General features: G+C 68.4%; 20 protein-coding genes. 7 read left to right on the forward strand and 13 right to left on the reverse strand.

Going from position 1 to position 21,636, the window contains the following annotated elements:
- Positions 1-31: 31 nt before the first annotated feature.
- Together ACWTPI_RS14235 and orn are read right to left on the reverse strand one after the other, a co-directional pair.
- Entirely contained in the window at positions 32-913 is an 882-nt protein-coding gene (locus ACWTPI_RS14235) for an AEC family transporter (protein WP_020200841.1), read from the reverse strand.
- Positions 914-1,018: 105 nt separating this feature from the next.
- A complete protein-coding gene (gene orn, locus ACWTPI_RS14240; RefSeq protein WP_020200842.1) occupies positions 1,019-1,672 on the reverse strand; it encodes an oligoribonuclease in 654 nt (217 codons plus the stop codon).
- Between the two features lie 158 nt (positions 1,673-1,830).
- Here orn and ACWTPI_RS14245 point away from each other — a divergent pair, with 158 nt between their 5' ends.
- The 3 genes from ACWTPI_RS14245 to ACWTPI_RS14255 are packed head-to-tail and all read left to right on the forward strand — an operon-like array spanning position 1,831 to position 4,422.
- On the forward strand, positions 1,831-3,078 hold the full coding sequence (locus ACWTPI_RS14245) for a M48 family metallopeptidase (RefSeq protein WP_454731941.1): 1,248 nt from the start codon (positions 1,831-1,833) through the stop codon (positions 3,076-3,078).
- Positions 3,075-4,067: a ribosome small subunit-dependent GTPase A gene (rsgA, locus tag ACWTPI_RS14250; RefSeq protein ID WP_454731942.1), complete on the forward strand. Its 993-nt coding sequence runs from the start codon at positions 3,075-3,077 to the stop codon at positions 4,065-4,067. The genes ACWTPI_RS14245 and rsgA overlap by 4 nt, the downstream gene beginning before the upstream one ends.
- Positions 4,068-4,113: 46 nt before the next feature.
- On the forward strand, positions 4,114-4,422 hold the full coding sequence (locus ACWTPI_RS14255) for a putative signal transducing protein (RefSeq protein ID WP_029043156.1): 309 nt from the start codon (positions 4,114-4,116) through the stop codon (positions 4,420-4,422).
- A 27-nt stretch (positions 4,423-4,449) separates the two neighbouring features.
- Here ACWTPI_RS14255 and ACWTPI_RS14260 read toward each other — a convergent pair whose 3' ends face one another.
- The gene (locus tag ACWTPI_RS14260) at positions 4,450-5,442 is read right to left on the reverse strand and encodes a CobD/CbiB family protein (RefSeq protein ID WP_020200846.1); all 993 of its coding nucleotides are present in this window, start codon (positions 5,440-5,442) and stop codon (positions 4,450-4,452) included.
- Positions 5,443-5,644: 202 nt separating this feature from the next.
- On the reverse strand, positions 5,645-6,343 hold the full coding sequence (locus ACWTPI_RS14265) for a pirin family protein (protein WP_020200847.1): 699 nt from the start codon (positions 6,341-6,343) through the stop codon (positions 5,645-5,647).
- A gap of 150 nt (positions 6,344-6,493) precedes the next feature.
- On the opposite strand from ACWTPI_RS14265, the gene ACWTPI_RS14270 reads away from it, so the two are divergent.
- The gene (locus tag ACWTPI_RS14270; protein ID WP_020200848.1) at positions 6,494-7,417 is read left to right on the forward strand and encodes a LysR family transcriptional regulator; all 924 of its coding nucleotides are present in this window, start codon (positions 6,494-6,496) and stop codon (positions 7,415-7,417) included.
- 28 nt (positions 7,418-7,445) lie between these two features.
- Complete coding sequence (gene gluQRS, locus ACWTPI_RS14275; RefSeq protein ID WP_454731943.1) at positions 7,446-8,357, forward strand: tRNA glutamyl-Q(34) synthetase GluQRS; 912 nt, start codon at positions 7,446-7,448, stop codon at positions 8,355-8,357.
- Between the two features lie 125 nt (positions 8,358-8,482).
- On the opposite strand, the gene ACWTPI_RS14280 is transcribed toward gluQRS, so the two are convergent.
- Positions 8,483-10,054 carry a DEAD/DEAH box helicase gene (locus tag ACWTPI_RS14280; RefSeq protein ID WP_454731944.1) on the reverse strand — a complete coding sequence of 524 codons (1,572 nt, stop codon included), beginning with the start codon at positions 10,052-10,054 and terminating at the stop codon, positions 8,483-8,485.
- A gap of 439 nt (positions 10,055-10,493) precedes the next feature.
- Positions 10,494-11,360 carry an NmrA family NAD(P)-binding protein gene (locus ACWTPI_RS14285; RefSeq protein ID WP_454731945.1) on the reverse strand — a complete coding sequence of 289 codons (867 nt, stop codon included), beginning with the start codon at positions 11,358-11,360 and terminating at the stop codon, positions 10,494-10,496.
- Between the two features lie 109 nt (positions 11,361-11,469).
- On the opposite strand from ACWTPI_RS14285, the gene ACWTPI_RS14290 reads away from it, so the two are divergent.
- Entirely contained in the window at positions 11,470-12,378 is a 909-nt protein-coding gene (locus ACWTPI_RS14290; RefSeq protein WP_454731946.1) for a LysR family transcriptional regulator, read from the forward strand.
- A gap of 78 nt (positions 12,379-12,456) precedes the next feature.
- Complete coding sequence (locus tag ACWTPI_RS14295) at positions 12,457-12,924, forward strand: hypothetical protein (protein WP_059411305.1); 468 nt, start codon at positions 12,457-12,459, stop codon at positions 12,922-12,924.
- A gap of 260 nt (positions 12,925-13,184) precedes the next feature.
- Here ACWTPI_RS14295 and ACWTPI_RS14300 read toward each other — a convergent pair whose 3' ends face one another.
- From ACWTPI_RS14300 to ACWTPI_RS14330, 7 genes are all read right to left on the reverse strand, one after another.
- Positions 13,185-13,721, reverse strand: coding sequence for a hypothetical protein (locus ACWTPI_RS14300; RefSeq protein ID WP_454731947.1), 537 nt, complete (start codon positions 13,719-13,721; stop codon positions 13,185-13,187).
- A gap of 307 nt (positions 13,722-14,028) precedes the next feature.
- On the reverse strand, positions 14,029-15,741 hold the full coding sequence (locus ACWTPI_RS14305) for an ABC transporter ATP-binding protein (RefSeq protein ID WP_454731948.1): 1,713 nt from the start codon (positions 15,739-15,741) through the stop codon (positions 14,029-14,031).
- A 23-nt stretch (positions 15,742-15,764) separates the two neighbouring features.
- Positions 15,765-16,547: an SDR family oxidoreductase gene (locus ACWTPI_RS14310; RefSeq protein WP_029043158.1), complete on the reverse strand. Its 783-nt coding sequence runs from the start codon at positions 16,545-16,547 to the stop codon at positions 15,765-15,767.
- Entirely contained in the window at positions 16,544-18,094 is a 1,551-nt protein-coding gene (locus tag ACWTPI_RS14315; RefSeq protein ID WP_454731949.1) for a class I adenylate-forming enzyme family protein, read from the reverse strand. The genes ACWTPI_RS14310 and ACWTPI_RS14315 overlap by 4 nt, the downstream gene beginning before the upstream one ends.
- Before the next feature lie 19 nt (positions 18,095-18,113).
- Complete coding sequence (locus ACWTPI_RS14320) at positions 18,114-18,998, reverse strand: ABC transporter permease (protein ID WP_454731950.1); 885 nt, start codon at positions 18,996-18,998, stop codon at positions 18,114-18,116.
- Positions 18,995-19,972 carry an ABC transporter permease gene (locus tag ACWTPI_RS14325; RefSeq protein WP_454731951.1) on the reverse strand — a complete coding sequence of 326 codons (978 nt, stop codon included), beginning with the start codon at positions 19,970-19,972 and terminating at the stop codon, positions 18,995-18,997. The genes ACWTPI_RS14320 and ACWTPI_RS14325 overlap by 4 nt, the downstream gene beginning before the upstream one ends.
- Before the next feature lie 13 nt (positions 19,973-19,985).
- Positions 19,986-21,602 (reverse strand): ABC transporter substrate-binding protein, encoded by a 1,617-nt coding sequence (locus ACWTPI_RS14330; protein WP_020200859.1) that lies wholly within the window; start codon positions 21,600-21,602, stop codon positions 19,986-19,988.
- Positions 21,603-21,636 lie beyond the last annotated feature (34 nt).

Here is a 21,636-nt window from a genome sequence, read left to right on the forward strand (position 1 = left end):
GCGCGCGGCCTGAAGCGACGCCGCCCTGGCCTCAGCGCAGGCCGAGGTAAAGCCCCAGCGGCACGAACACCACCGCGCCGATATTGCCGAGCAGCACGATCGAGGCCACCTGGTCGGGCTCCTGGCGGAAATGGTCCGCCACCAGGAAATTGAGCACCGCCGGCGGCAGCGAGGCGAACACGAACAGCAGCCCGCGCTGCAGCTGGCTCAGCGGCACCACCTGCACCAGCAGCAGCGCGCAGGCGATGCCCGTGAGCGGGCACACCGCGGCGCCGATCACGCCCATGCTCCAGTTGCGCAGGCTCACGTCCTTCATGCGCACGCCCAGCGCGAACAGCATCAGCGGCACGGTGGCGTCGCCCAGCAGCTTGACCGACTCCAGCACCGGCTCTGGCAGCGCGAACCACGGCCGCGCCAGCGACAGCCCCACGCCGGCCACGGTGGCCAGCACCATCGGGTTGCGCGCGATCTGCGCGATCCGCGCGTGGCGGTTGACGATCTTCATGCCGATGGTGAAGTGCATCAGGTTGGACGCCGCGAACAGCGCCACCGCCGGCGCCAGCCCCACCGGCCCGAACGCGAACACCGACAGCGGCAGGCCCATGTTGCCGGAGTTGTTGAACATCATCGGCGGCACGAAGGTGCGCGGGTCCACCCGCATCGCGCGCGCGGCCAGCCACGCCAGCAGGCCCGAGCCCAGCACCACCGCCACCGCGCAGCCGAGCAGCGCGAGCTGGTCGGCCAGCACGAAGTCCTTGCTGACGAAGGCCGACACCACCAGCAGCGGCGCGATCACGTCGAGCGTGGCGCGGTTGATGCCCGCCATGTCGGGATGCGCGCGGCGCCCGTACAGCCAGCCCACCAGGATGATCAGGATGACGGGGGTGATGATCGAGACGATGCGCGCGAACATGGCTGGGCGATGAGTGGGCTGCGGGGGACCGCGGTAATGGAACGAGGCGCCCCGCGGGGCGCCTCGTGCGTGGCATGGAGCCGGCGTGTCAGGCGTGCCCGCGCGTCAGGCCGCGGGCGCCGCCGGGGCGGCGGGGGCTGCCGGCGCGTCGGCGGCGGCAGCGTCGGCGGCGGCCGGATGGCGGATGAAGTGCGTGCGGTAGTAGCGCAGCTCCTCCACCGACTCCAGGATGTCGGCCAGCGCCGTGTGCAGCTGGCGCTTGACGAAGCCCTTGTGGATGGCCGGCTCCCAGCGCTTGCACAATTCCTTGAGCGTCGACACGTCGAGGTTGCGATAGTGGAAGAATGCCTCCAGCTTGGGCATGTAGCGCGCCATGAAGCGGCGGTCCTGGCAGATCGAGTTGCCGCACATGGGCGACTTGCCGGCCGGCACCCAGCGCTTGACGAAGGCCAGCAGCTCGGCCTCGGCCTGCGCTTCGGTCAGGGTCGAGGCCTTGACCTTGTCGATCAGGCCGGAGCGGCCGTGGGTGCCCTTGTTCCAGTTGTCCATGCCGTCGAGCACGGCGTCTTCCTGGTGGATCACCAGCACCGGGCCTTCGGCCAGGATGTTGAGCTCCGAGTCGGTCACGACGAGCGCGACCTCGATGATGCGGTCCTGGTCCGGCAGCAGGCCGGTCATCTCCATGTCGAGCCAGATCAGGTTGTTTTCGCTCTTGACGGATTTGGCGCCGGCGCCGGCGTGGGTGTTTTGGCTGGTCATCTGGACTGCTATCGAAGGAGGGGCGGGAAAGGGCGCGCCCGGCCCCGGACGAGGAACACAGGGCGGCAGGCACGAACAACTTATAATTCTCGCATATCCGCCGCCGCGGCCGCTCTGCGGCGCGGCGCGCAACGCTTCACACGACAAGGCCCCGCCCGATGTTCACGTATCTGTTCCTCGCCGCACTGATGCTGATGGTGCTGACCAAGCTCTGGCTGGCCGCGCGCCAGGTGCGCCATGTGGCGCGGCACCGCCACGCGGTGCCCGGCCGCTTCGCCGACACCATCACGCTGGACTCGCACCAGAAGGCGGCCGACTACACCATCGCGCGCACCCGGCTGTCGATGCTCGAGGTGCTGGCCGGCGCCGTGCTGCTGATCGTGCTGACCATGCTGGGCGGGCTGCAGTGGCTCAACCTGTTCTGGCTCGACGCCTTCGGGCCCGGCTACCGCTACGGCGTCGCGCTGATCGCCAGCGTGGCCGTGCTCGGCGGCCTGGTCGACCTGCCCTTCTCGCTCTACGGGCAGTTCGTCATCGAGCAGCGCTTCGGCTTCAACCGCATGACGTGGCGGTTGTACGTCGTGGACATGCTCAAGATGGCGGGCGTCGGCATCGCGCTGGGCCTGCCCCTGCTGCTCGCGGTGCTGTGGCTTATGGAGCATATGGGCCAGTTCTGGTGGGCATGGACGTGGCTCACCTGGATAGCCTTCACGATCTTCGTGCAGATGATCGCGCCGTCGGTCATCATGCCGCTGTTCAACCGCTTCGAGCCGCTGGCCAACGCCACGCTGGAAGCGCGCATCACGCGCCTGCTGCAGAAGTGCGGCTTCCGCAGCCGCGGCCTGTTCGTGATGGACGGCAGCAAGCGCAGCGCCCACGGCAACGCCTATTTCACCGGCTTCGGCGCGGCCAAGCGCATCGTCTTCTTCGACACGCTGATGGAGCGCCTCGCCGACGACGAGATCGAAGCGGTGCTGGCGCACGAGCTCGGCCACTTCAAGCGCCGCCACATCCTCAAGGGCATGCTGGTCAGCTTCGCGCTGAGCCTGGCCTTCCTCGCGTTGCTGGGCTGGCTGGCCGGGCGCACGTGGTTCTACACCGGCCTGGGCGTGCTGCCCAACCTCGGCGCCAGCAACCATGCGCTGGCGCTGGTGCTGTTCTTCCTGACCCTGCCGGTGTTCACCTTCCTGCTCGGGCCGCTGGCCAGCCAGACCTCGCGCCGCCACGAGTTCGAGGCGGACGCCTTCGCCGCCGGGCAGACCGATGCCGGCCGCCTGGTGTCGGCGCTGGTCAAGCTGTACAAGGACAATGCCTCGACCCTGACGCCCGATCCGCTCTACAGCGCCTTCTACTACTCGCATCCGCCCGCGGCACAGCGGATCGACCGCCTGCTGGCGCACGCATGAGCCGCGCCGGCAGGACGGGCCCGCAGCGCGCCGCGAGCGCTGGCAAAGGCAATGGCGCGGCCACGGCCGACGCGCTGGTGGTCGCCGCGCACGGCCGCCACTACGTGATCGAGTTCGACGACGGCAGCCGCCTGCACGCGTTTCCGCGCGGCAAGCGCAGCGAGTGCGCGGTGGGCGACCGCGTCGCGGTCGAGTACGCCTCGGCGGACCAGTGCGTGATCGCCAGCGTCAAGCCGCGCAAGAACCTGCTGCACCGCTCGGACCAGTTCAAGTCCAAGCTGCTGGCCGCCAACATCGACCAGGTGGTGATCGTGCTGGCGACCGAGCCCGGCTTCTCGGAAGACCTGCTCGGCCGCGCGCTGGTGTCGGCCGAGGCGATGGCGATCAAGCCGCTGATCGTGCTCAACAAGGTCGACCTGAGCGCGCGCCTGGACGAGGCGCGCGCGCGCCTGGCGCCCTACCAGGCACTCGGCTACGAGGTCCTGTTCCTGTCCGTGCACGGCGCCCCGGACGACGCGCTGGCGCAGTTGCGCCCGCGCCTGGCGCAGCGCGCCAGCATCCTGATCGGCCAGTCGGGCATGGGCAAGTCGTCGCTGCTGAACCTGCTGATCCCGGGCGTGGAAGCACAGACGCGCGAGATCTCGGCCAAGCTCGATTCGGGCAAGCACACCACCACCTTCACGCGGCTGTACCACCTGCCGGCCGGCCTCGGCGAGGGTAAGAGCGCCGGCGAGCGCGAAAGCGGCTGCCTGATCGACTCGCCGGGCTTCCAGGAATTCGGCCTGCACCACCTCAGCGAAGGCATGCTCGAGCGCGCCTTCCCCGAGTTCCGCGCGCGCCTGACCGAATGCCGCTTCTACAACTGCCATCACGTCAACGAGCCGGGCTGCGGCGTGCTGGCGGCCATCGAGGCCGGCGAGATCTCCGAGCGCCGCCACCAGCTCTACACGCAGTTGCTGCACGAATCCCGCCAGCAAAAACCGTGGTGAGCCGTGGTAACGTAGCCGGGTGCCCGCGCGGGCACGCCCGGCTGCCATGAAACTACTGCTCTCGACCCCTTCGCTCGTGCACGCGGCGCATTGCCGGAACCTGCTGGAAGCCGCCGGCATCCGCGCCGACCTGCGCAACACCTGGCTGGCCGGCGCGATGGGCGACATCCCGTTTCGCGAAAGCGCGCCGCAGGTCTGGCTGGTCGACGACGAGATGGAAGCCCAGGCGTGGGCGGTATTGCGCGCGGCCGACAACCCCGCGCCGGGGCCGCGCTGGCGCTGCGCGTCCTGCGGGGAATGGCACGAGGCGCAATTCGGCTCGTGCTGGCAATGCGGCGCGGCGCGCCAGCCCTGAGCGACTCGGGCGGCGCGGACAGCTGGCTCAGCCCACCCAGAGCGCCAGCGACAGCATCGCCAGCAGCAGCATCCACAGCACCACCGCGCGCCACACCAGGCCGATGGCCGACTGCAGCGTGCGCACGCCCGGCTCGGCGCCGAACTCGGGCGCGGCCGGCTCGGGCTCGCTGTCGTCCTCCATGCCGGGGGCGTAGTCCACCGCCGGGCCGGCCATGCTGATGCGCAGCACCACGGCGGAATCCTCTTCCGCCAGCGGCACGCCGAGGCGCACGCCGAGCGCGCCGCCGCCGCTGGCCAGCAGGATGCCGTTGACGGCATCGTTCCACTTGCGCGCGTGGTTGCGCCAGGCGTAGACCGCGTCCTCAAAATTGCCGACGATGGCAAAGCCCACCGCGGTCAGCCGCGACGGCACCCAGTCCAGCAGGTAGAACGCGCGCGCGGCGAAGCGCCCGAGCGCCGGGCTGCGCTCGGTGGAAGGCAGGTTCCAGTGGCGCGCCAGGTATTCGGCGATGCGGTACAGCACCACGCCACCCGGGCCAATCGGCACCAGGAACCAGAAGAACACGCCGAACACATGCCGGTGCACCGCCACGATGGCGGCTTCCAGCGTGTGGCGCACGATCTCGGTGACGGGCATCTCCACGGTGTCGAGCCCGGTCCACTGGTGCAGCAGCGCGCGCGCGCGCGGCAGGTCGTCGCGGTTCAGGGCCTCGTGGATATCGGTGAAGAAGTGGCTGAACTGGCGAAAGCCCAGCGTGAGGTAGAGCAGCAGGACGTTCCATGCCAGCGTCAGCGCCACGCTGATGGACGCCAGCAGGTAATGCACGATCACCACCGCCAGCGTGAGCGGCAGCACCACGGTGCACCAGGCCAGCGCGGCATCGCGCGGGCGGCCGGTGTCGAAGGCATGCTCGGCGCGCTCGGCAAGCACGCGCACGATGTCGTAGATCGGATTGTTGCGGCCCAGGGCACGGAACTGCTCGGCGATCAGCGCGAGGAGAACGGATACAAAAGTCATCTCTGGTCTGGGGGTCGTAGGCCTGGGCGCGCCCGGAGCGGCATGTGCCGGCCCGGGCGCTTATCTATAGCGAGAAGATAGCACACGGCAAACCCGCCAAGACAAAGCCCCGCATGGCCGCCGCGACGATGGCGGGCTGCGGGGCTTGCCGGGCGCGCCTGTTGCGCAAGGCGCGCGACAGGCGCGAGGCGCGCGCCGGGCCTCAGGGCAGGTCGAACACCAGCACCTCGGCGCCGCTGCCGCCGGACAGGCTCACGGCGTCCTCGCCTTCGATCCTGGCGGCGTCGCCGGCCTCGAGCGCGCGGCCGTTGACCGTGACGCGGCCGCGCGCCACGTGCACATAGGCGCGCCGCTGCGGCGCGAGCGCCAGCGTGGCGGACTCGTCGCCGTCGAACAGGCCGGCATAGAGGCGCATGTCCTGGTGGACCACCACCGAGCCGTCGGCGCCGTCGCGGCTGCCCACCAGGCGCAGGCGGCCGCGCTTGTCGGCGGCCTCGAAGTGCTTTTCCTCGTAGCCGGGCTGCAGGTTGGCCTGCTCCGGCAGCACCCAGATCTGCAGGAAATGCGTGGTGTCGTGCGCCGCGTGGTTGTACTCCGAGTGCCGCACGCCGGTGCCGGCGCTCATGCGCTGCACGTCGCCCGGGCGGATCACGCTGCCGTTGCCCATGCTGTCCTTGTGGGCCAGCTCGCCTTCCAGCACGTAGCTGATGATCTCCATGTCGCGGTGGCCGTGCGTGCCGAAGCCCATGCCCGGCGCGACGCGGTCCTCGTTGATCACGCGCAGCGGTCCGAACTGGACGTGCTGCGGGTCGTAGTAGTCCGCGAAGGAGAAGCTGTGGTAAGACTGGAGCCAGCCGTGGTCGGCATATCCGCGTTCGCCCGCCTTTCTGATTTCAATCATTTTGACGGCCCTCCTTGAGGCCACATCGGCGGGAAAACTCACAAAGACCGAGTTCCTGCCTTGCATTACGTTTCGATGCTAGGCAGTTTATGGCGGCAGGAGTATATTGGGCAGGACGATCTTAGTAGCATTCATTCAGAATTTCTGAACATGGCTCTCTCACTAGAATCCCTGGAAGTCCTGGACGCCATCGAGCGCAAGGGCAGCTTCGCCGCGGCCGCCCACGAGATGGGCAAGGTGCCCTCGGCGCTGACCTACGTGGTGCGCAAGCTCGAGGAAGACCTCGACGTACTGCTGTTCGACCGCCGCCGCCACCGCGCCGAGCTGACCCCGGCCGGGCGCGCCCTGCTCGACGAAGGCCGCCACCTGCTGCACGCCGCCGACGACCTCGCGCGCCGCGTCAAGCGCCTGGCCACCGGCTGGGAAGCCACGCTGACCATCGTGGTGGACGACCTCATCAACTTCCGCGCGCTGCTGCCGGTGATCCAGGATTTCTACGCCGAGAACACCGCCACCCGGCTGCGCTTCGCCAAGGAAGTGCTGGGCGGCGCCTGGGACGCGCTGGTCAGCAACCGCGCCGACGTGGTCATCGGCGGCGCCTACGACGCGCCCAGCACGCAGGGCTTCCAGGTGCGGCCGCTGGGCACCATGCCCTTCGTCTTCGCGGTGGCCGCGCATCACCCGCTGGCCAGCGAGGCCGGCCCGCTCACCACCATCCAGATCGCCAAGCACCGCATCGTGGCGGTGGGCGACACCTCGCGCAACCTGCCCGCGCGCACGCACGGCGTGCTGGCCGGGCAGGACGTGCTGGTGGTGCCCACCATGCGCGACAAGCTCGAGGCGCAGATCCGTGGCCTGGGCTGCGGCTGGCTGCCGGCGCCGATGGCGCAGCCCTTCATCGAAAGCGGCGTGCTGCAGGCGCGCGAGACGCTCGAGGTGCGCGCGCCCGGCAACTTCAAGGTGGCCTGGCGCACCAGCACGCGCGGCAAGGCGCTGCAATGGTGGGCCAGCAAGCTGGAGGACCCGCGCCTGGCGCAGGCACTGCTGCAGCAGCTGCCGGGACAACCCGACTGACCGCCGCCGCCCTTCCGCCCGCACCCCGATGACGTTCCAAGCTCCGGACCCGGCGCCCGGCTACCGCGGCCGCTTTGCGCCCTCGCCCACCGGCCCGCTGCACATGGGCTCGCTGGTCACGGCGCTGGCCAGCTGGCTCGACGCGCGCGCGCACCGCGGCCGCTGGCTGGTGCGCATCGAAGACATCGACTACCCGCGCTGCGTGCGCGGCGCCGACCGGCAGATCCTGGACACGCTGGCGCGCCTCGGCCTGCATGCCGACGAGCCGCCGCAATGGCAGAGCCGCCGCGAGATGCTGTATGCCGAGGCGCTGCGCCGGCTCGATGCCGGCCACCACACCTACCCGTGCGGCTGCTCGCGCAAGGAGATCGCCGACTCGCTGCTGCACGCGCGCGAACGCCACCAGACGCTCGGTTATCCCGGCACCTGCCGCGACGGCCTGCACGGCAAGCCGCCGCGCGCGTGGCGCGTGCGGGTGCCCGATGGCGACGCCGCCGTGATCTGCTTCGACGACCGCTGGCAGGGACGGCAATGCCAGGACCTCGCCACCGAGGTCGGCGATTTCGTGCTGCGCCGCGCCGACGGCCTGTGGGCCTATCAGCTTGCCGTGGTGGTGGACGACGGGCAGCAGGGCATCACGCACGTCGTGCGCGGCGCGGACCTGCTCGACTCCACGCCGCGCCAGATCCACCTGCAGCATCTGCTCGGGCTGCCCACGCCGTCATACCTGCACGTGCCGGTGGTAACCAACGCCGACGGGGAAAAACTCAGCAAGCAAAGCGGCGCCGAGCCCATCGACGCGATGGCGCCGCTGGACGCGCTGCGCGCGGCGGGCGCGCACCTGGGACTGGCGAGCGGAGCGGATGCGGTGGAAAGCTGGCTGGCCGAGGCGACGGCCGGATGGCAGGCGCTGCTCGGACGGCTGCGCCGGAACGACTGAGACTGGCCGGCGGCCCGCTGCGCGCGGGCCTCGCTGGATGTGCTTGCTGGATGTGCTCGCTGGATCCGCTCGCCGGCTGTGTCAGGCCAGATGCGGCTAGTCGAGGCGCGGCGCGCCCCGGCGGATCAGGACTTGCGCGGCACGCCGCCCAGCAGGGCCGCGAGCGGGCGCTTCGGCGCGGGACGGCCGCGGCCGAACGCGGCGGCATTATTGTCCACCGCTTCGGGCTGCGCGGCGGCGCCGCCACTCGGCTCGTAGGGCCGCGAGAAGAACGGGTCGTCGGACGGACGGAACGCATTGCGCGAGCTGGCCGGGTCGTGCCGGCGCGGACGCGGCTCCCCGTCGTCGCCGTTGCGGGGGCGGCGCACGTCGGCGCGCCCATCGGCACGCGCGTCGGTGCGGCTATCGGTGCGGCCATCGGCACGCCCGTCGGAACGGCCGCGGCGGCGCTCGCCTTCGTCGGCGCGGGCACGGGAGCCGGTGGGATCGAAACCGTCCAGCGTGCCGCGCGGGATGCTGCGCTTGAGCAGCTTCTCGATGTCCACCAGCAGGCGCTCGTCGCTGGGCACGTAGATCGACAGCGCGTCGCCGCTGGCGCCGGCGCGGCCGGTGCGGCCGATGCGGTGCACGTAGTCCTCGGCGCTGAACGGCAGGTCGAAGTTGATCACGCACGGCATGTCGGGGATGTCCAGGCCGCGCGCCGCCACGTCGGTGGCGACCAGCGCGTCGATGGTGCCCTGCTTGAAGCCTTCGAGCGTCTGCATGCGCTCGGTCTGGGTCTTGTCGCCGTGGATGGCGGCGGCGTTGATGCCTTCGCGCTCCAGGTGGCGGGCCAGCCGCGAGCAGCCGATCTTGCTGTTGACGAAGACGATGCACTGGCGCGACAGGCCTTCGCCGGCGCGCTTCTTCAGCAGGTGCACCACGGCGGCCTGCTTGTAGCCGTCCTCGACCTGGAACACGGACTGGCGCACGTTCTCGTTGGCCGAGTTGCTGCGCGCCACTTCGATCGTGACCGGCTGGCGCAGGTAGCTCGACGCCAGGCGCTTGATCTCGGCGGAGAAGGTGGCCGAGAACAGCAGCGTCTGGCGCTGCGCCGGCAGCAGGTTGATGATGCGCTGCAGGTCGGGCAGGAAGCCCATGTCGAGCATGCGGTCGGCCTCGTCGAGCACCAGCATCTGCACCTGCGAGAGGTTCACCGACTTCTGCTGCACGTGGTCGAGCAGGCGGCCCGGGGTGGCCACCAGGATTTCCACGCCGCGGCGCAGAGCCTCAGTCTGCGGGTTCATGTCGACGCCGCCGAACACCACCGTGCTGCGCAGGTCGGTGTGCTTGGCGTAGCGGGCCACGTTGTCGTAGACCTGGTCGGCCAGCTCGCGCGTGGGCGTCAGCATCAGCGCGCGCACCGGATGGCGCGCCGGCGACGCGCTGGCGCTCGACAGCGGCAGCAGGCGCTGGATGATCGGCAGCGCGAAGCCGGCGGTCTTGCCGGTGCCGGTCTGGGCCGCGCCCATCACGTCCTTGCCCAGCAGCACCACGGGAATCGCCTGCGCCTGGATCGGCGTGGGCTTGGTATAGCCCTGCTCGGTCAGCGCGCGCAGGATGCGCGCGTCGAGCCCGAAGCTGTCGAAGGTGATCTCTGGGGTGGTCTGGTCGGCTGAGGTGGTCTGGCCGGCGGTCTCGGTGGTCGTAGTCGTCATGGTTTCCGTGTCTTGCAATAGGCGAACCCGGCGCCAACGGACACGCGTCTTGAACCGAGCGGGGTAGATCTGCGCATGGATTCGGGGCCCGGCCGGACGACATCATCGCCGCCGCTTGCCGCGCTGCCAGTGCCTTTCGCGGGGGAATTCTCCCGCGAGATCAATAGCTCATGTAAATCAAAGACTTAGATTGTAGCACCAGAGCCCCTCGGATGGGTAGTGCGGGTGTGGCGTATCAGGCAGTCTAGGCAAGGCGGATTTCAGGCGCGTGTCAGCGGGCCAGGCAGCCCGGCGCGGGCGCGGTACCGCGCGCGGCGCAGAAGAGCGAAGCCGTGCCGCGCGCGCTGAAACGCCCGATGGCGACACGCAGGCGCCGCCATCCGCGCCCCATCGGCCCCATCGCGCGCTTGCCGCTTACCGGCGTCGGCATGCCGCACGCTTATTGCGCGCGCTCCACCAGCGACGCGAGCACCGTCTGCAACGGCACCGTGCCCTTGCGCGTATCCGCCTCGGCGGCTTCGAAGCGGATCCAGCCGGCGTTGAAGCCGTCGAGCATCTGCATGCGCGGCAACGGGTTGTTCATGCCTTGCGCGCGGAACAGGGCTTCCCAGGTGTCGCGCGGCACCACCTGCGCCCGCACCTCGCGACCCAGCACCGCCGCCAGCGCGGCGGCCTGCTCCAGCGGCGTGACGCGGCGCGGGCCTTCCAGCTCCACCACGCGCGTGCCCTCCCAGGTCTGCTGCAGCAGCTCCGCCGCGACGCGGCCGACGTCGGCGGTCGCCACCATCGGCACCGGCCGATCCAGCGGCTGCAGGAAGCTGGCCATCACGCCGCTCGCGCGCGCCGGCTCGATGTCCCACTGCGCGTTCTCCATGAACCAGCCCGCGCGCAGGAACGCCACCGGCACCGGCAGCGTGCCCAGCTCGCGCTCCATATGGGAAAGCTGCTGCAGCAGGTTGGGCTCGCTCGCCTGCGCGCCGATAGTCGACAGGCACACCACGCGCGGCGGGCGGGCGGCCAGCAGCGCTTCGCGCAACGCCGCCACCACGCGGCGCGACTCCGACAGGTCCGGCGACGGATCGAACACCGGCGGCAGCAGCACGAACACGCCCTCGGCGCCGCTGAACGCGCCCCGCAGCGCCTGCGCGTCGCCCATGTCCGCCAGCGCCACCTCGCAGCCCTGCGCGGCCCACTCGGCACCCTTGTGCTCCGAACGCACCACCGCGCGCACGTCCCTGCCCGCGGACAACAGCGCGCGCGCCAGCACGCCACCCACTTGTCCGGTAATCCCAGTCACAGCAAACATCGTCATCTCCGGTCGGTTGCGGCGCCTGCCGCGGTGACTGGATTGTGGTCGGCGGCGCGGGATTTCGCGATAACATGACCGTCACTTGATTGATGACTGCGGAGCATCGATGAGCTTCGACGAGCGCATCCTGGACGGCATCGGCGTGCTGCTGGCGGTGGTCGACAACGGCGGCTTCGCGCGCGCCTCCGAGACGCTGGACATGACGCAGTCCGGCGTCAGCCGCGCCATCGCGCGGCTCGAGGCGCGACTCGGCATCCGCCTGTTCGACCGCACCACGCGCTCCGTCACCCTGACCGACGACGGCCGCCGCTTCTACGAGGAAATGCTGCCGCTGCTGGCGCAGCTCGAAGAAACCACCGCCTCCGCGGCAAAGGGCGTGAGCGCCGTGCGCGGCCGGCTGCGCGTCAACATCGACCCGCTCTTCTCGCGGCTGGTGATCGCCCCGCGCCTGGGCGCGTTCGTCGACAGCCATCCCGACCTCACGCTCGACCTGGTCACGCGCGACAACCTCGGCGACATGATCGGCGACGGCTTCGACCTCGCCTTCCGCTTCGGCTTTCCGCGCGCCTCCACGCTGGTGGCGCGCAAGCTGCTCGACATCCCCGTGCTGACCGTGGCGGCGCCGTCCTACCTCAAGCGGCACGGCGCGCCCGCCACGCCGGCCGACCTCGAAAGCGGCGCCCATGCGTGCATCCACTTCCGCGACCCCGAGACCGGCCGGCCCTTCCAGTGGGAATTCCATCGCGGCGACGAGCGCATCCTGATCCAGGCCAAAGGCCGGCTGACCGTCAACGACGTCGGCACCATGCACAGCGTGTGCATGGCCGGGCACGGCATCGCGCAGATCCTCCAGCTCGGCGCCGAAAGCCTGCTGGCCGAAGGCCGGCTCGTGCCGGTGCTGGCCGACTGGCCCGACGAGCGCTTCCCGCTGTACGCGCTCTACCCGTCGCGGCACCACCTGCCGGCCAAGGTGCGGGCCTTCATCGACTTCGTGGCGTCATTGTGCGAGCGCTAGCGCGCTGCGCGCGCCAAGCGGCGGCGGCATAATCGACGTCCCGGCTTCCACCCCCTCCGCTCCAGAAGGACTAACGACGTGCCATTCATCCTCGCCGGCCTCGCCCTGATCGGCGCCCTCATCTACGGCGCGGTCCGCCTCTACGCCACCGTGGCCGCCCTGTCCGGCCCGCTCGCCGGCGCCGCAGCCGTCGCCGCCGGCGCGGCGCTGCTGGCCGCGCTGGCCGCCGGCCTGCTGCGCCGCTACCGCGCCATCCACGGCAGGAAAGTCGACGGCGAACGCATCGTGGCCGTGGCCGGATCGTGGGGCAGCCTGCGCATCGAAGCCGACAACAAGCGCGGCTACCTCGACCTCGGCGGCCAGCAGGCGAAATTCCTGTTCGCGGACATCGCCGGCGCCGCGGCAGCGGACAACGGCGGCACGTGGATGCTGGGCCTGGCGCTGGAGCACAATGCGCAAGCCCGCTGGGACATACCGATGGCAAGCCGCAAGGAAGCGCTGCGCTGGGAGAAGATCATCGGGCTGGCGGCGGCGCAGAGGTTGTAGGCGGGGGGCTCGCCGTGCTTGTCCAGTGTTTCCGATACCGTTCGCCCATATTGATGCATCGAAGTCCACGCCAAGCGTATCGTCGGTTTCGATGCCAGCAATATACTGAAATTCGTTCGCGAAATTTATTGCTCCGAACTTCGTCATCCGCGAGCCGAGATCATTGATTCCTGATCGCACTGTTTTCCCTTGATGGCATAGACGACATCGCATCGGCAAGCCGTACCCATCTGTACAGTTCGGAGATTGAGGTAATTCGACTATTCCGTTCTGATGTACTTCAGGTTGTGCTTCGAGGAAAACCGAATTCGTTCCTCATTGCTATCGCAGCTCCCATTGAACAGCAAAGGGCCGTTTGTCTCCGATATTCCGATTAAGCGGATCAACCATCCACCCTCCGCATCAATCCTGTTTGCCTCAAAAAGCGGCACCCTGTCTACGGAATCCGCCGCCACATAGCGCAAGAGGTGCATTGGCACGATCGCCTGGGAAATCGATTCCGCCGGACTGTAGATTGCCACGTAACTTCGGTCTGGTCTCAAACCTTCACGTGGAGTGACTATTGCGTAACGGCCGCATAAATAGTCGAACTGCACCGCGCCGATCAATTCATCGGCAATCGGAATCAATACCAGAAAAAGAAAAACCGCCCACTTGGACAGCATGCGCTCCCAGCGATATTTAAAAAAATGATTCGTCAGCTCATCGACCCGCTTCGAAAAAGATATCATCGCACTTGCGACGACCCAAGCTACAATAACGCTCAGAAAAATTAACCCCGTCAAGATCGCCCCCAATCGATTTATCCGGCAAGGCCAAAGCTGATCGTCAAGACACGGCCTGATCACTCGTCGTGATAGCCATGATACTGTGGCTGAGGTCTGAGGACTGCCCCGAGCTGACCACGGCAGATCCTATTCCGGCGCAGCTGGTGAATTCCAGCGCCACGCGAGGAAACATCGCCAGATCGCCCCGTGCCAGATAGCGGCGGCAGTACGTATCGAGGCGCCGACGTATCGAGACAGCTGGCCAAATACGACAACCCCGCGCCTGCTTGCCCTTGCCGGCCTGAAGCGGTGCATAGCAGGGCATCCGACATTCGCGCTATGCCTGCCGGGATGCCGGCCTCGCCGCCGTGGCATGGCGCTCCGGCGCCGGAGATGGTGGATCGGAACGCATGACCGAGGCCGCAGGATCCCAATGCGCTCCTGGCACCGATGCGATCAACATGCGCGTGTATGCATGGGAAGGCGCGTGGAAAATGCGATTCCGCGTGCCATACTCCACCACGATGCCGTCCTTCATCACGGCAACGTGGTCGCACAATTGCGCGGCTACGCGCAGATCGTGCGTGATGAAAATCATCGACAAGCCAAGCTCGGCTTTCAGGCGGCCGAGCAATTTCAGCACCTGCGCCTGGACCGAGACATCCAGTGCCGATACGGGTTCGTCCGCAACCAGCACCTTCGGGTCCAGCGCCAGCGCCCGGGCCAGCCCGACCCGCTGGCGCTGCCCGCCGGAAAATTCGTGAGGAAAGCGAATGATCGCATCCGGATCCAGGCCCACCAGCAAGAACAGCTCCCGGGCGCGGCGATAGGCCTCGTCGCGGGGAACCCCCTGGGCGATGGGACCCTGCGTGACGATGTCGCCGACCCGCCGGCGTGGATTCAGCGAGCCAAAAGGATCCTGGAACACCATCTGCAGATGCAGGGCCAGCTTCCTCGCGCGAGGGCCATCCAGGCGTCCGGCCAGGTTGACGCCGCCGTACAGGGCCTCGCCGGCATCGGGCGCCACCAGCCGCATGATCGTGCGTGCCAGCGTGGATTTTCCCGATCCGCTCTCGCCCACGATGCCCAACGTCTCGCCCGCAGCAAGATCCAGCGACACATCCCGCAGGGCTGTCGTGGCGCCTTGGGCGTGGCGCAACCAGTTGCGCGAACGGTAGGTTTTCGTGAGTCCCCGCATCGACAGCACCGCAGACCTGCCCTGTGCGGGCGGATCCGACGGTGATGCCTCCTGAACGGGGAGAGAGAGCACAGGCACCGCCGCGATCAGCGAACGCGTATAGGGATGCCGAGGTCTGTCGAGCACCTCGCGGGCCGATCCCGATTCGACGATTTCACCATGCCGCATGACGGCGACCCGATCCGCGATCTCGGCCACGACCCCGAAGTCGTGCGTAATGAACAGCACGGCCGTGCCCTTGCGCCGCTGCAGTTCCCGGATCAGGCTCAGGATCTGCGCCTGCGTGGTGACGTCGAGCGCGGTGGTGGGTTCGTCGGCGATCAGCAAAGCCGGCTCCAGCGCCAGCGCCATGGCGATCATCGCCCGCTGGCGCTGGCCCCCGGACAATTCATGCGGCAGCCGCTTCGCCGCCGCGGCCGGCAATGGAATCTGCACGGCGTCCAGCAACTCCCAGACCTTGCGCCGGATCACGCTGCCGGACAAGCTGGTGTGGGTGCGGAACACTTCGGCAATCTGGTCGCCGATGCTCCTGAGCGGATTCAGCGCGGTCATGGGCTCCTGGAAGATCATGCCGATGCGCCTGCCGCGCCAACGTCGCATTTCCGATTCCGGCAGCGCGATCAGGTCCTGGCCGCCCTCCCAGAGCGCGCGCCCCGACGCCGCGCGCACGCCATCCGGCAGCAGGCCGAGCAACGCGCTGGCGCTCATCGATTTTCCGGAACCACTCTCGCCCACCATGCAAAGGATCTCGCCCGCATCAAGCGAAAAAGACACATTGCGAAGCGCGTGGGCGCGATCGGCGCCCGGCGGCAATGCGATCGTCAGGTCCTGGACGTCAAGAAGCCTAGTCATGGGAATCGGATCCGCCTCGCTGTTCAAAGACGTTGCCCGCCGCTGGCATCGATCTTCTGCCCCGTCACCCAGCGGCCTTCCGCGCTGGCGAGGAACGCCACGATATCGGCGATGTCCTGCGGTTGCCCGACGCGTCCGAGGGCCACGGTCCTGGCGATCGCCTCGCTCGCAACCGGATCGCTCGCCCGCTTGTTCAGGTCGGTGGCGGTCGCGCCGGGCAGGACGGCATTCACGGTGATGCCGCGCGCGCCAAGCTCGCTGGCGAGCAGCAGCGTGAGCGCTTCGAGCCCGGCCTTGGCCGGCGCGTAGACGCTCATCTCGGGGTAGGCGGCGCGGGTCCCGATCGAGGAAATGTTGATGATGCGCCCGCCGTCGCGCAACCACGGCAAGGCTTGCTGGATCAGGAAAAACGGCGTCTTGAGGTTGACCTGCATGACGCGGTCGTAGTCCGCGGCGGTCACCTCCCCGATCCTGGCGCGCAGCCCCACCCCCGCGTTGTTGACCAGAATGTCGAACGATGCCTCGCCCGTGCGTTGGCGAAGCGTCTGCCGCAGCGCGGCGACCAGCCCAGCCGCGGCATCGGCGTCGCCGAGGTCCGCCTGCAATGCAAAGGCCTGTCCACCGGCTTCCTCGATGCGGGCGACCACGTCCTCGGCCTGCGCGAGGGCGCGATGGTAGTGCACGGCGACGGTGGCGCCGCGATGCCCCAGCGCCAGTGCAATGGCGCGCCCTATCCCCCGGCTCGCACCTGTCACCAATGCGACCTTGCGATGCAGGTCCTGCGATGCGGCAGCGACATGGCTCATCGTGCGACACCTCCCGCGATGGCGGCATCCGCACTCCAGCCCTGCGTTGCCTCCAGGGCGCTGGCGCGCGCCAGCAACGCATGCCGATCCACCTTGTTGGTGCCGGCCCAGGGCAGTTCGGCCAGGAACTCGATGCGCCGCGGATGCTGGTAAGCCGGGCCGTGCCTCAATGCGTGCTGCTTGAGGGCCGCCACGGTGAGATCGCTGCCGGGCTGAAGCACCACGAAGGCAACCGGCACCGCTGCCCGCTCCTCGTCGGGCAGCGGCACCACGCTGGCCTGCCGCACCGCGGGGTGCGATTCGAGCAGTTTCTCGACCTCGACCGGATAGATGTTCTCGCCGGCACAGACGAACATGTCGTCCGCCCGCCCGACGAAATGGAAAAAGCCATTCTCGTCGCGCCGCATCACGTCGCCGCTGTAATACCAGCCATCCGCGAGCACGCTGGCGGATTTCTCCGGCAGCCGGTGATAGCCATGCATGACGGCGGGATTGCGCATGACGAGCACGCCGTGGTCGTCGTCCGGCCCGTCGACCAGCCGCACGGCATCCAGCGACAGCGGATAACCGAGCGCCAGCGGCGGCGTGGGCAGCCCGTCCGGATGCGGGCCGAAGATGCTCGGGCCCGCCTCCGTCGTGCCGTAGCCGTGGGTGATACGCGCTTGCGGAAACGCCGCCTCGATGCGCGCGAGCAGGCCCGCGCTCATCGGCGCCGAGCCGAGCATCACGCGCTTGAGCGCCGAGAAATCGCGCCCCGCCAGCCGGCCCGGATCCTTTATCAGGCGCGCGAACATCGTCGGCACCGCGGTCAGCACGGAAATGCGATGGCGCTCGAGCGCATCGATGTAAGTCTCGACGTCGAACGACGGCAGGATGACCAGCAGGCTGTTGGTCGAGAACGCGCGCTTGGCCATGAACAGGCCGTTCATGTGAAACAGCGGCTGCGCGAGCAGATAGCGCTCCGCCTCCGGGCCGGCCGGCTTGGCATAGGTCGCGCCCAGCGCCCACAGCTGGCCTGCGTGCGTCAGCGGCACGCCCTTGGGGCGTCCGGTCGAACCGGAGGTGTACAGCATCTGGGCGACGGCCCCGGCATCCGGCACCACCGCGGCAAGGTCCGCGGGCCGGACCACGGCGGCGAAGCCGCTCGGGCCGCCGTCGTCGAAGTCGATTACCGGCACGCGCGCCGCGAGGCTGTCATGACGCTGCCGGTCGACAAAGGCCAGGACCACGTCGGCGTCGTCGAGCACGAAGTCGAGCACCTCCGCCGACTGCTTGATATTGACCGGCACGGCCACCAGACCGGCGCGCATGATGCCGAAGTAGGCAATCAGGTATTCGGCGCGGTTCAGCGACGCAATGGCGACATGCGCGCCGGGAGGGAAACCGCGCGCGCGCAGCGCCGCGGCGACGCCGTTCGCCAGCCGGTCGACCTCCTCATGCGAATACGATCGGGGGTGCGCGGCGTCGCGCAGGTCGACGATGGCGGCCGAGGTCAGATCGAGAGAGCGGTCGATCAGGTCGCCGAGATTGGTCCATTGCCGTGTCATGGGATGTGGAAGAATGAGGTTAGCGCCGGCGGAACGCCGGATTGAGCGCGTCGTTGAGACCGTCGCCGATGAGGTTCAGCGCGAGTACCGCCAGCATGATGGCGAGGCCCGGCACCGCGCAGATGTACCAGGAGGTGCGGATCAAGGTGCGGCCCTCGCCGATGAGGCGCCCCCAGCTGGCGACATTGGGATCGCCCAGACCGAGGAAGGACACCACCGACTCGTAGAGGATCGCGCCCGCGACGACCAGCGAGCCCATCACCAGCACGGGCGGCAGAGCATTGGGCAGGATCTCGCCGAAGGCGATGCGCCAAGGCCCAAGGCCGGTCGTGCGGCACGCCTGCACGAACTCGCGGCCCTTGAAGGACAGGAACTGGCCACGCGTCAGGCGCGCGATTCCCGGCCAGGACACCAGCGCCACGGCAATGGTCGTGTTCTCGATATGGGGCCCGAGTATCGACACCACCGTCAGCACGAAAACCACATTGGGGATGATCTGGAACAGCTCGGTGACGCGCATCAGTATCTCGTCGATCCAGCCGCCGAACCAGGCTGCCGCGGCGCCCACCAACACCCCGAGCACGGTCGCCGCCAGGCTGGCGGCGACGGCTACCAGCAGCGTGGCGCGGGCGCCATGCACGAGCATGGCTGCCATGTCGCGGCCAAGCGAGTCGGTGCCGAGCGGGAACAGCCGCGATTCGAACGGCCATAGTTCGGGCGCCCCCACGATGCGCAGCGGCTTGGCCGGGTACCACAGGCCCGCGCACAGCGCCGCCGCCACGATGGCGAGAAGGATGATCGCGCCCAGCATCGCGCCGCGATTGCGCGCGAACTGGCGCCATGCGCCGCTGCCGGCAATGCGGCCGGTGTCCGCCGGCGCCAGCGGGGAACCGGCGGCCGTCATCGGATCTCCTTCGCCATGCGTGGGTCGAGCCGCGTGTAGAGGATGTCGACAACGACGTTGGCGACCACCACGAACACGGAACACAGCAACAGCATGCCCAGCACCACCGGATAATTCCGGCTCATGACGCCGTCGAACAGCACGCCGCCGATCCCGGGCCAGCTGAACACCGCTTCGACGACGATGCTGCCGCCGAGCAACGCGCCGATCTGCAGGCCAAGCAAGGTCACCACCGGCAGGATGGCGTTGCCCACCATGTGCCCGACGATCACGCGGGCGCGCGTCAGGCCCTTCGCGTAGGCCGTGCGCACGAAGTCGTTGCGATGCACTTCCAGCATCGACGCGCGCATCACCCGCGCATAGGTGGCGGCGTAGAAAAGACCCAGCGTGACGGCGGGCAGCACCAGGTGGCGCAGGATGTCCAGCGCGGTGCCGAGCGGGCCGAGGTCGGCGCCGATCGTCGTCATGCCGCCCACCGGAAACCAGCCGAGCCTCACCGAGAACAGCACGATCAGCATGATGCCGAGCCAGAAGCTGGGCGCGGCGAAACACACCACCGCGGCGACCGAGACCAGCGTGTCCCACCACGTATTGACCTTGACCGCCGCGACGATGCCCGCCGTCACGCCCACCAGCACCGCAATCGCGATGCTGCTGAGCATCAGAATCAGCGTGGCGGGCAGGTGCGCCGCGATCACGTCGAACACCGGGAGATTGTGGCGGTACGAGTAGCCGAGGTCCAGGTGCGCGACGGCGCCGATATAGTGCAGCAGTTGCTGCCACACCGGCTTGTCCATGCCGTAGGTGACGCGCAGCCGTTCGATCAGGGCGGGGTCCGTGACCTGCTGCTCGGCGGTCATCACGTCCAGGAAGCTGCCGGGCACCAGCTGAATCAGGACAAAATTGAGCACCACCACGCCGAGCACCAGCGGCACGGCCTGCAGCAGGCGGCGCAACAGCAGACGCGCTACCATGTTCGCCCCACCCTCATTGCGCCAGCCACACGTCGTTCAGGGATTCGCCCTGGACATTGGCGCCGGTGGAAAAATCGCGCACCTTCGTACCCGCCAGCGTGAACGACTCGATCTCGACCAGCGGCACGATCGGCACGTCGGTCGACGCCAGCCGCGCGAACTCGTGCGCGAGCTTCTTGCGCAGTTCCGGATTGGTTTCGATGCTGAGCTTTTCGACCAGCGCATCCATGGCCGGGTTCGAGTAGCCGGTGGCGTTGCGGAAGGCGGCGCCCTTGACGATGCCGTCGCTGGTGAAGAACTGCGTGACGACCGGCACCAGTTCCAGCGGCGCGGTGAAATTCGACACGGCGATATCGTAGTCGTAGTCGCCGTATATCCGTTTCAGTGCCGTGGCGCGGTCGACGGAGTCCAGGCGAACGGCAATGCCGACGTCTTCCAGGGCCTGCTTCAGGTATTGGCCAAGCTTGGCGTTTTCCTCGAACCATGCCGCCGCCAGCAGATTGATCGTGAAACGGCTGCCGTTCTTGCGAGGCAGTCCGGCGGCGTCGAGCAGCGCCTCCGCCTTCTTCGGATCGAACGGATACTTCGGCACATCGTCGGTGAAAAAGATCGGGTTGCTGCGGAAGATCGGAGACACCGCCGGTTTGCCGCGGCCGAAGTAGATTGTGTCGACGATGAACTTGCGGTCGATGGCGTGCAGGATCGCCTGCCGCACTTCACGGCGCTTGACGATCTCGCGGCGCTGGTTGAACTCGGCGGTGACCGTCCATGCCGAGTTCTCGTAGCCCTTGGTATCGGCGACGACCTTGCCGGTCTTGAGCAGCCGCGCGACGTCGCGCGCGGGCACCGGATTCGAGTAGGCAAGGCCGAGCTCGCCCGTTTCCAACGCCGCCGCGCGCGACGCGGGGTCGCCCCACCAGCGCACGATCAGCTTGTCCAGGTAGGGCTCGCCACGGTTCCAGTACTGTTCGTTGCGCTTGTACTCGACATGGCTGCCGCGTACCCATTGCCCGTACTTCCAGGGCCCGGTACCCACCGGCGCGTTGTTGAGCGGATTGGTGATGAGGTCGCGTCCCGCGTACAGGTGCCTGGGCACCACCAGCTGGTACTGGCCGGCCAGCACGGACTTGAGGAAGAACTCGGGCACCGGCTTGCTGAAGATCAGCTTCACGGTGTAGGCATCGGGTGCCTCCACCGTTTGCAGCGCCTTCAGGGCGATGCCGGCCGAAATCGGCTTCCAGTGTTCCTGCACGTTGTACACCACGTCGGCCGAAGTGAACGGCTTGCCGTCGTGCCAGCTCACGCCCTGGCGCAGTTTGATGGTGTAGGTCTTGAAGTCGGCCGAGGCATTTACCTCGGTCGCCAGCACCGGCTGGAACGACAATTGGCTGTCGATCTTGAGCAGGCGCTCGAGAATCTTGGTGGAGGTCTGGAACGGGCTCGACCCGCCGCCGCCCGGCACGAACAGGGCTTGCGGCTCCAGGCCGCCCCAACTCGCCACCAAGGTGCCGCCGCGCCGGGCCTGCGCCGCCGCGGCCCATGCGGCCGTGGGCATGCCCAGTCCGACCAGCATCGTGCCGGCCGTATTGGTAAGAAACGAACGTCGGGACAGGCCCGTGATCTTGCTCATGGAACACTCCGAATCATGCATGCGTTGCGGTGCC

Source organism: Cupriavidus ulmosensis (genome assembly GCF_977008105.1).

Excerpts from the sequence above, each read along its gene's own strand:
- ACWTPI_RS14235 (WP_020200841.1), bottom strand. The coding sequence starts at position 913 with ATGTTCGCGCGCATCGTCTCGATCATCACCCCCGTCATCCTGATCATC.
- orn (WP_020200842.1), bottom strand. The coding sequence starts at position 1,672 with ATGACCAGCCAAAACACCCACGCCGGCGCCGGCGCCAAATCCGTCAAG.
- ACWTPI_RS14245 (WP_454731941.1), top strand. The coding sequence starts at position 1,831 with ATGTTCACGTATCTGTTCCTCGCCGCACTGATGCTGATGGTGCTGACC.
- rsgA (WP_454731942.1), top strand. The coding sequence starts at position 3,075 with ATGAGCCGCGCCGGCAGGACGGGCCCGCAGCGCGCCGCGAGCGCTGGC.
- ACWTPI_RS14255 (WP_029043156.1), top strand. The coding sequence starts at position 4,114 with ATGAAACTACTGCTCTCGACCCCTTCGCTCGTGCACGCGGCGCATTGC.
- ACWTPI_RS14260 (WP_020200846.1), bottom strand. The coding sequence starts at position 5,442 with ATGACTTTTGTATCCGTTCTCCTCGCGCTGATCGCCGAGCAGTTCCGT.
- ACWTPI_RS14265 (WP_020200847.1), bottom strand. The coding sequence starts at position 6,343 with ATGATTGAAATCAGAAAGGCGGGCGAACGCGGATATGCCGACCACGGC.
- ACWTPI_RS14270 (WP_020200848.1), top strand. The coding sequence starts at position 6,494 with ATGGCTCTCTCACTAGAATCCCTGGAAGTCCTGGACGCCATCGAGCGC.
- gluQRS (WP_454731943.1), top strand. The coding sequence starts at position 7,446 with ATGACGTTCCAAGCTCCGGACCCGGCGCCCGGCTACCGCGGCCGCTTT.
- ACWTPI_RS14280 (WP_454731944.1), bottom strand. The coding sequence starts at position 10,054 with ATGACGACTACGACCACCGAGACCGCCGGCCAGACCACCTCAGCCGAC.
- ACWTPI_RS14285 (WP_454731945.1), bottom strand. The coding sequence starts at position 11,360 with ATGTTTGCTGTGACTGGGATTACCGGACAAGTGGGTGGCGTGCTGGCG.
- ACWTPI_RS14290 (WP_454731946.1), top strand. The coding sequence starts at position 11,470 with ATGAGCTTCGACGAGCGCATCCTGGACGGCATCGGCGTGCTGCTGGCG.
- ACWTPI_RS14305 (WP_454731948.1), bottom strand. The coding sequence starts at position 15,741 with ATGACTAGGCTTCTTGACGTCCAGGACCTGACGATCGCATTGCCGCCG.
- ACWTPI_RS14310 (WP_029043158.1), bottom strand. The coding sequence starts at position 16,547 with ATGAGCCATGTCGCTGCCGCATCGCAGGACCTGCATCGCAAGGTCGCA.
- ACWTPI_RS14315 (WP_454731949.1), bottom strand. The coding sequence starts at position 18,094 with ATGACACGGCAATGGACCAATCTCGGCGACCTGATCGACCGCTCTCTC.
- ACWTPI_RS14320 (WP_454731950.1), bottom strand. The coding sequence starts at position 18,998 with ATGACGGCCGCCGGTTCCCCGCTGGCGCCGGCGGACACCGGCCGCATT.
- ACWTPI_RS14325 (WP_454731951.1), bottom strand. The coding sequence starts at position 19,972 with ATGGTAGCGCGTCTGCTGTTGCGCCGCCTGCTGCAGGCCGTGCCGCTG.
- ACWTPI_RS14330 (WP_020200859.1), bottom strand. The coding sequence starts at position 21,602 with ATGAGCAAGATCACGGGCCTGTCCCGACGTTCGTTTCTTACCAATACG.